This is a genomic window from Methanoculleus chikugoensis, from assembly GCF_900095385.1.
In the GTDB taxonomy this organism is placed as follows: Archaea; Halobacteriota; Methanomicrobia; order Methanomicrobiales; family Methanoculleaceae; genus Methanoculleus; species Methanoculleus chikugoensis_A.
This window is the reverse complement of sequence record NZ_FMID01000068.1, coordinates 1-7485: the sequence shown is the minus strand read 5'-3', so window position 1 is coordinate 7485 and position 7485 is coordinate 1. Positions and strand designations below refer to the sequence as shown.

7 protein-coding genes are annotated in these 7485 nt (G+C 62.8%); 5 read left to right on the top strand and 2 right to left on the bottom strand.

Annotation, left to right across the window (positions count from 1 at the left end; genetic code table 11):
• Positions 1-247 precede the first annotated feature (247 nt).
• Positions 248-1420: a proteasome-activating nucleotidase gene (locus tag L21_RS13420; RefSeq protein ID WP_083609074.1), complete on the bottom strand. Its 1173-nt coding sequence runs from the start codon at positions 1418-1420 to the stop codon at positions 248-250.
• 43 nt (positions 1421-1463) lie between these two features.
• On the opposite strand from L21_RS13420, the gene L21_RS13415 reads away from it, so the two are divergent.
• The 5 genes from L21_RS13415 (at position 1464) to L21_RS13395 (ending at position 6876) form a co-directional block, all read left to right on the top strand.
• The gene (locus tag L21_RS13415) at positions 1464-1862 is read left to right on the top strand and encodes a DUF126 domain-containing protein (protein WP_074370953.1); all 399 of its coding nucleotides are present in this window, start codon (positions 1464-1466) and stop codon (positions 1860-1862) included.
• A gap of 8 nt (positions 1863-1870) precedes the next feature.
• Entirely contained in the window at positions 1871-2302 is a 432-nt protein-coding gene (locus L21_RS13410) for a J domain-containing protein (protein WP_074370954.1), read from the top strand.
• A 159-nt stretch (positions 2303-2461) separates the two neighbouring features.
• On the top strand, positions 2462-2848 hold the full coding sequence (locus L21_RS13405; protein ID WP_074370950.1) for a rubredoxin: 387 nt from the start codon (positions 2462-2464) through the stop codon (positions 2846-2848).
• A gap of 303 nt (positions 2849-3151) precedes the next feature.
• A complete protein-coding gene (locus L21_RS13400) occupies positions 3152-6364 on the top strand; it encodes a tetratricopeptide repeat protein (protein ID WP_074370949.1) in 3213 nt (1070 codons plus the stop codon).
• Positions 6361-6876 carry an FKBP-type peptidyl-prolyl cis-trans isomerase gene (locus tag L21_RS13395; RefSeq protein ID WP_083609072.1) on the top strand — a complete coding sequence of 172 codons (516 nt, stop codon included), beginning with the start codon at positions 6361-6363 and terminating at the stop codon, positions 6874-6876. The genes L21_RS13400 and L21_RS13395 overlap by 4 nt, the downstream gene beginning before the upstream one ends.
• 173 nt (positions 6877-7049) lie before the next feature.
• Here L21_RS13395 and L21_RS13390 read toward each other — a convergent pair.
• Positions 7050-7485 (bottom strand): RNA-guided endonuclease InsQ/TnpB family protein (locus tag L21_RS13390; protein WP_143727323.1); only part of this gene is annotated, 436 nt, incomplete at its 5' end.

Sequence of the window (7485 nt, the reverse complement as noted above, 5' to 3'; positions counted from 1 at the left end):
CCCCTCCCCTGTCCCCACCCCCCGAGGCGATATTCCCACTGTCCAGTGTACCGAGATTTTCCGTCGCTTCGGCCATTTAATTCGCGAAAAACCCGGAAGAAGTTCAGGCGTGCTGACGGTTCACCTGTGCCAATATCAGCACCCAGGAAATTCTCGAACCCGTTCGGCATCAGGATTTCAGAATGCCCCCTTTCATACTCCGGCGGCAGGTTGCGAACAAAAAAGATAGTGGGAAGAAGAAACCCCGTCAGAGATACATGCGGCTGTCCGGCGCCGCCGCCTCGCGCTTCACCTTCTTTATCGCCACGAGGAAGTCTTCGCGCTCGATGGCTTCGGCGTCCCGCCGGATCGCCATCATCCCGGCCTCACGGCAGATCGCCTGCAGCTCGGCGCCGGTGGTGTTCTCGGTAAGTTCGGAGAGCTCGGACAGGTCGACGCTCCCGGCGAGCGACATCTTCGCGGTGTGAATCTTTAAGATCTCAAGGCGCGCTCCGGCATCCGGCAGCGGGACCTGGATGATGCGGTCGAACCGGCCGGGGCGGAGGAGCGCCGGGTCAAGCATATCGATCCGGTTCGTCGCCGCCATGATCCGGACGTTGCCGCGGTTCCCGAACCCGTCCATCTCCGCGAGGAGCTGCATCAGCGTCCGCTGGACCTCAGCGCTCCCGGAGGTCCCGTCGTTCGTGCGCATGCTCCCGATCGCATCGATCTCGTCGATGAAGACGATCGCCGGGGCGCGCTCCCGGGCGAGGATGAAGAGCTCGCGCACGAGCTGCGCGCCCTCCCCGATGTACTTGTGGACGAGTTCGCTCCCGGACATCCGTATGAACCGGGCCTGGGACTGGCGGGCAACCGCCTTTGCAATCAGGGTCTTCCCCGTGCCGGGCGGGCCGTAGAGGAGGATGCCCTTCGGGGGCTCCACGCCCACGCGCTCGTAGATCTCGGGTTTCGTGAGCGGGTACTCGACCGCTTCCCGGACCTCCTCGATCTCCTCCTTCAGGCCGCCGACCTGCTCGAACGTCACGCTCGGCTGCTCGTCGAGTTCCATGACCCTGACTCTCGCATCGTAGATGTTGCCGATCGTCTTGACGATGGAGAGGGTGTTGTTCACCGCCACCTTCATTCCGGGTTTGAGGGTGCGGTAGAGTTTCTCGCTGACCGTAGTGACGTATTCCTGGTTGTTGCCCTGCTGCCGGAGATACACTTCGCCGTTCTCAAGTACATCGACCACAGCGGCAACAAACAGCGGCACCCGCTTTAACTGGGCGTTCTCTTTCCGGAGCTGCAGAAGCTCCTTCTCCAGCAACTCGTTCTTGAGTTTGTAGTCCAGGATCTGGGCCTTCAGGTCCTGGATCTGGAGAGTGAGCATGTCGTGCTCGCTGCCGGGAGTGCTGCCAATGGTTTCGTCCATGTCACTCATATAGTTGGTTCTCCAACCACATTATAATGTGGTTGGAGTGATCATGCAAGGCAGAAGCATATCCAGGGGTATCGGAACCGGAGAACTCCTCGTTTCGTCCGAACCCATATCGTTCCTCTCCGGCGTCGACCCCGAGACCGGCATCGTCGTCGAGCACGGCCACCCGCTCGAAGGCCAATCCGTCGCTGGACGGGTGCTGGCCTTCCCGTACGGGAAGGGATCGACGGTCGGATCCTATGTGATCTACGCGCTGAAACAGAACGGGCTCGCCCCCGCCGCGATCATCAATACGGAGGCCGAACCGATAATCGCGGTCGGGGCAATCATCGCGGGGATCCCTCTGGTCGACCGCCTCCCGCCGGAGTTCTCCCGCCTCCCGCCCGGCACCACCGTGACGGTGAACGGAGATTCGGGTGAGGTCTCCTGCAACGAGAATACGTGAGGTACGCCGTGGAGACTCATTACGAGATCCTGGGCCTCTCCATTGACGCCACGCCCGACGAGATCCGGGCGGCCTACCGGGGGCTCGCGAAACAGTATCACCCGGACGTGAACCACAACCCGGATGCGGGCGAGCGGTTCATCGCAGTCCAGCAGGCGTACGAGACGCTGATCGACCCCGACGCCCGGGCGCGCTACGACCTCGCGCTCCGTGGCGGCGGCACACCGGGGCCGCATAACACATACCGGTGGTACCATCCCGGCGGGCAGACGGTCCGGATGCGGGAGTTCTCGTGGAGTGGGCAGGCACCGGCTTCATGGACCGGCAGAATCGGCGTCATGCTTCTCCTCTTCCTCGGCGGAGTCCTGATCGTCTTCATGCTCTTCCTGTCGCTCCTCTCTCGTGCCTTCTTTGGCGACAGACGGCAGCAGGACTCCTGAACACATTTTTACCGGACGGTTCTTCCCTCCTCCGGGCAATCGGCACCGCGATACGGAGAAGAGGAGGAGATCTGCGCCGGTCCGGTCGGATCACGGGAAACCTTATCAGGTGAGACCGCCCTCGTGCCGGGTGAATATCGCGAGGTGAACGTGATGCCCATGGAGAAAGTGAAACGATACCGGTGCAAGTACTGCAACTACATCTACTCCCCGATGCGGGGCGAACCCCACCGCGGCATTTCGGCGGGTACCGCGTTTGAAGACCTGCCGGAGGACTACGTATGTCCGGTCTGCGGCGCAACCGGAAAAGGACAGATCGGGAAGTGGGGATTCGAACTCTGGGAGCCGACCAAGTACGTCTGCAAGATCTGCGGCTACGTCTACGACAAAAAACGCGGCGAACCCCTCCGCGGCTACCCGAAAGGCACCGCATTCGAGGATCTTCCGGAGGACTACGTATGCCCGATCTGCGGGATGGATCCGCAGATCACGAAGTTCCACGGCCCGGTCGGCAAATCGCAGTTCGAACCCATCCTGGACGTCTGACGGGGGAATGGGGGCCCGCCCGCCTCTCTCCCGGAACCGAACCGTGCCGGCCGGTATCCCGCAGGCTTGCAGGGAGATCCGGTCTCCGGCACGATCACGGATTTTTGCGGCAGCACTCTTTTAAGAATCCCGAACACCCATTATATCCTGGGTCAGTCCGTTCACTCATAATCGGTCCTTTCAAATACTGGCCGGCGCATCAATGTTAGAAAAAGACCGGCTGCCTCCGTTACGGGCAGCCGCCCAAAGAGGATGCGGCGTTGAATGATCGCGCATCAGACAAGCAGCGGCAGATGATGTCGGATGGATTTCTTCAGTAATATTCTGGGTCAGGGGAAGAACGCGAACCCCTCGATACAGCAGGGGACGTCTCAGTTCGAGGCCGGAAACTACAGCGAGGCGGTGAAGAGTTTCGAGAAGGCGCTCAAGATAGAGCCTGAGAACGGATTTGCCCGGCTGTATATGGGGCGGGCGCTCGCCTGTCTCGGCAGGGACGGCGAAGCCGCCGGGTGGCTGAAGAAGGCCCTCGAGTCGTCTCCCGACGATGCCGGGACGCTCCGGGTGCTGGGACACGTCCTCGCTCGCTCCGGCGAGTACGAGGAGGCGGCGGGGTGTTTCGCACGGATCGTCGAAGGAGAACCCGCGGATACGAATGCCTCGTACTGGCACGGGGAGATGCTTGAGAGGCTTGGACAGTACGCCGAGGCGGCATCGGCCTATATACGGGCGCTGGCAGGAGACCCGGAGAACGTCGTCCTGCGGGAGAGGTGCGGGAGAATGTTCGAGCGGGCCGGGGACTACCGGGAAGCGGCGGCATGCTTCGAGAAGGTCCTCAGGACGAATCCCGGCAGCACCGATATGCTTGCCCGCATCGGAGCAGCATACCTCTACCAGGGCGATCACTCGAAAGCCGCCGGTATGTTCGACCGGGTGCTCGATACGGAACCGGGGAACATCGACGCGCTCTACGGCAAGGCCCGGGCGCTCGAGTATCTCGGCCTATTCCAGGAGGCTGCCGACTGCTGCGGCGAGATCGTTGCCGTCGAGCCCGAGAACGTCCCCGCCTGGTATCACCGCGGCTCGATGCTTCTCCGCGCAGGAAAGTACGGAGAAGCGCTGGAGTGCTTCGAGAAAGTCGCCCTCGCCGACCCGGATCACGTCCCGGTGCGCTACGCCATGGGGATGGTCTACGACGCCCTCGGCCGCTACGAGCGGGCGGTCAAGAGCTTCGACCATATCCTGAAGCACGACCAGGGTCAGGTCCAGGTATGGTACACCCGCGGCATGGCGCTCTTCCGTCTCGGCCAGTACGCCGAGGCGATCCGGTCGTTCGACCGCGTGCTCGAGAGCCGGGCGACGACCGGGATGAAGTGGATCGGGGACGGTACCGACCTCGCGCTCTTCGAGCGGGACGAAGCGGGAGCGCCCCGGAGACAGAAACCGCTGAAGTTCGATGCGTTGAACGAGCTCGTCCACAACTGCCGGGGAACTGCGCTGCTCCACCTGGGCCGGTATGCCGAGGCGCAGAAAGACTTCGAGCGTGTGCTTGAGGCCGATCCCGGGAACGTCTCCATCCTGCAGCGGAGCGGCACAGCGCTTCTCCATCTCGGCAGGTATGAGGAGGCTGCACGCTGCCTGGATGCGGTCCTTGAGAAAGAGCCGCATAACGCCGTCGCCGTGTCGATGAAGGCAGACGCGCTCATAAACCTCGGCAGGCACGACGATGCGCTGGCGTGCCTTGATTCGGTGCAGGGAACCGGCGGCGGCGAACCCCATATCCTGTACCGGAAGGGAGACGCTCTCCTGCGCCTTGGACGGTATGCGGAGGCGGCAGAGACATTCGAAGCCCTCCTCAACGTCAATCCGGGGGATGCGGCGGGGGAGAACAGCCGGGGAGAGGCGCTCATGCATCTCGGACGGTACGAGGAGGCGCTCGCCTGCTATGACGGGGCGCTCTCGGCCGACCCGGCCGACCGTGCCGCTCTGCTCGGCCGCAGCACGGCACTCGAACGCCTCGGACGGTATGAAGAGGCACTCGGATCCATCGACCGGTTGACGCAGGCCGGTCACGGGGACACCGGGACGATTCTTCGGAAAGCATGGATCCTCGAGGCCCTCGGCCGCTACGATGCAGCCGTCGGGTGTTACGAAGCCCTCCTTGCAGCCGATCCGAAAGCCGGGGGATACCCGGCAGGTCTCGGGTTTGTTCTCGCCATGCTCGGACGGTATGAGGAGGCTGCCGGACGGTTCAAGGAGGTCACGCTTGCCGATCCGGAGAACTTCTTTGCGTGGTTCAACCGGGGTCGGGCCCTGGAGAGGATGGGGCAGTACGCGGATGCAGCCGAGTGCTACGCGAAAGTGACCGAAGGCCGGCCGGAGGATACCGGCGCATGCTTTGCGCTCGCCGTCACCCTCGCACGGCTCGGCAAACACCAGAAGGCGATCGAGTGCTGCGACCGGGTGCTCGCCGCCGACGCCTCGAACGCCGCGGTTGCAAGGATCCGGGCGGATATGCTCGAAGCCGTCGGCAAGCACGAAGAGGCGGCGGAAGCATACGAGCATTATCTGAAGAACTCTCCCGATGACCGCGACGCCAGGATGGCGTTCGGCATGGCACTCGAACGGGACGGGAAGTTCAGCGACGCGATCAAGCAGTATGCGCTGGTGCTCGAGGGCGACGAGCGCGACACCGAAGCATGGTACACCCTCGAGAGCGCCCTGGTGCACATGGGACGGTACGAGGAGGCGCTCGAGTGTTCCGACAGCATCGTCGAGGCGAGCCCGGAGAACCGGGCTGCCTGGCAGCGGCGTGGCGAGGTCTTCATGTGGCTCGGCCGCTATGCCGACGCGGTGGAGTGTTTCGAGAAGGTGATCGAGGCCGATCCGGCCGACGTTCTCACCCTGCGAAGGCTCGGCGAGGCCCACGAGAAGGCCGGCAGGTACGAGGATGCTCTCGCCGCCTACACCCAGGTGCTCGACCGGGAACCGACCAGCATCGAGACCCTCCACGCCCGCTCGTCGGCCCTCATCCACCTCGGGCGATACGGGGAAGCGGTCAAGTCGATCGACAAGATCATCGTTATCCAGGACGAGAATCCCGCCGCGCTCTTCATGCGGGGGGCGGTGCTCGAGAAGGCGGGCAGGTACGACGACGCCCTCGCGAGCTACGAGAAAGCGCTCTCGATCGACCCGAAGAACGCGGCCATCTGGAACGCGGCCGGGGTACTCAGGGATGCAATAGGACGGCACGAAGAGGCGGTCAAAGCGTTCGACAAAGCCATCGATCTGGGCGGGGGAGACGCTCATGCCTGGCTCGCGAAGGGCCTCGCTCTCGGTCACCTGGGCAAGCCCGACCGGGCGGCCGCCTGCTTCGACCGCGTTCTCGAAGCCGAACCCCGCCACGCCCGGGCATGGTACCTGAAAGGGAGGGCGCTCGATAGGCAGGGCCGGTTTGCCGACGCGGTGGAGTGCTTCGGAAAGGCGCTCGAGAACGGGGGCGGAGGCGAAGAAGAATGAAGGGAAGGCTGGCATGCGGCGCCCTGCTGCTGATCGCGTGCACTCTAATCCTCTGTTCGGGCTGTATCGCAGGCGACCGCGAAGCGGAGCGGGTGAAGCCCGGGGATACCGTGCTGGTTCACTACACCGGCACCCTAGATAACGGGACGGTCTTCGACAGTTCCGCCGAGCGCGAACCGCTCCGGTTTACTATCGGCACCGGCCGGGTGATCCCGGGGTTCGATGAAGGTGTCGTCGGGATGCAGGTTGGAGAGGAGAAGACCCTTCAGATCCCGGCCGACCGGGCGTACGGGCCGTACCGCGAGGATCTCATCTTCGCCATTGATCCTGCCGGGATTGCCGGCGTGGAGAACCTGACGGTCGGCGATCAGGTCGGATTACCCCTGCAGAACGGACAGATGCTGCCCGCAAAGGTCGTCGCCGTATCGGCCGATGCGGTCACCGTCGATGCGAACCACCACCTCGCGGGCGAGGATCTCACGTTCAACGTCCGCCTTGTTGAGATTGTGTAGGGACGTTCACCATTTTTTAAACCCACTCTGGAGCGTCGTCAATCACGTTCCGAGCACGGATTTCCACCGGCTATCGCCACGCACTGCCCCCGCCCCTGGGGGCGGGGGAGGAGGCCGAAGGCCGGGCGGGGTGGGGGCTACAGATATCATCTCATAGACGAGAACTCTGTGAACTACCCCGCCCTGAAGGGCGGGGTTTCCTGCTTCATGGCCAACACTTGCATCACAGAGATGTGATGTAGCGGTATCGTCTCCACAGGCTCGAAGGGCTGTTCCATCCCCACGCGGTGAATATTCACCGCAGCATTGTGATCTCGATCCGCAACAAACCCACAGTATGGACATTCATGAACTCTCTCAGAGAGCGTTTTTTTCACAATGCTTCCGCAGTTCGAGCACATCTGTGATGTATTCCGGGGATCGACTTTGACAAGGTTCGTACCAGCACTTTCAGCCTTGTACGCGAGGTAAGCATAGGATCGTCCCCATGAAGCATCATGGATACTCCTGTGTAGTCCCGGAGAGTTACCGTTCTCCTTCAGACCTTTGATATCCAGGTCTTCGACGTAGATCGTCGCATAGGTGTCAACGTACCGGCGGGAGAGTTTA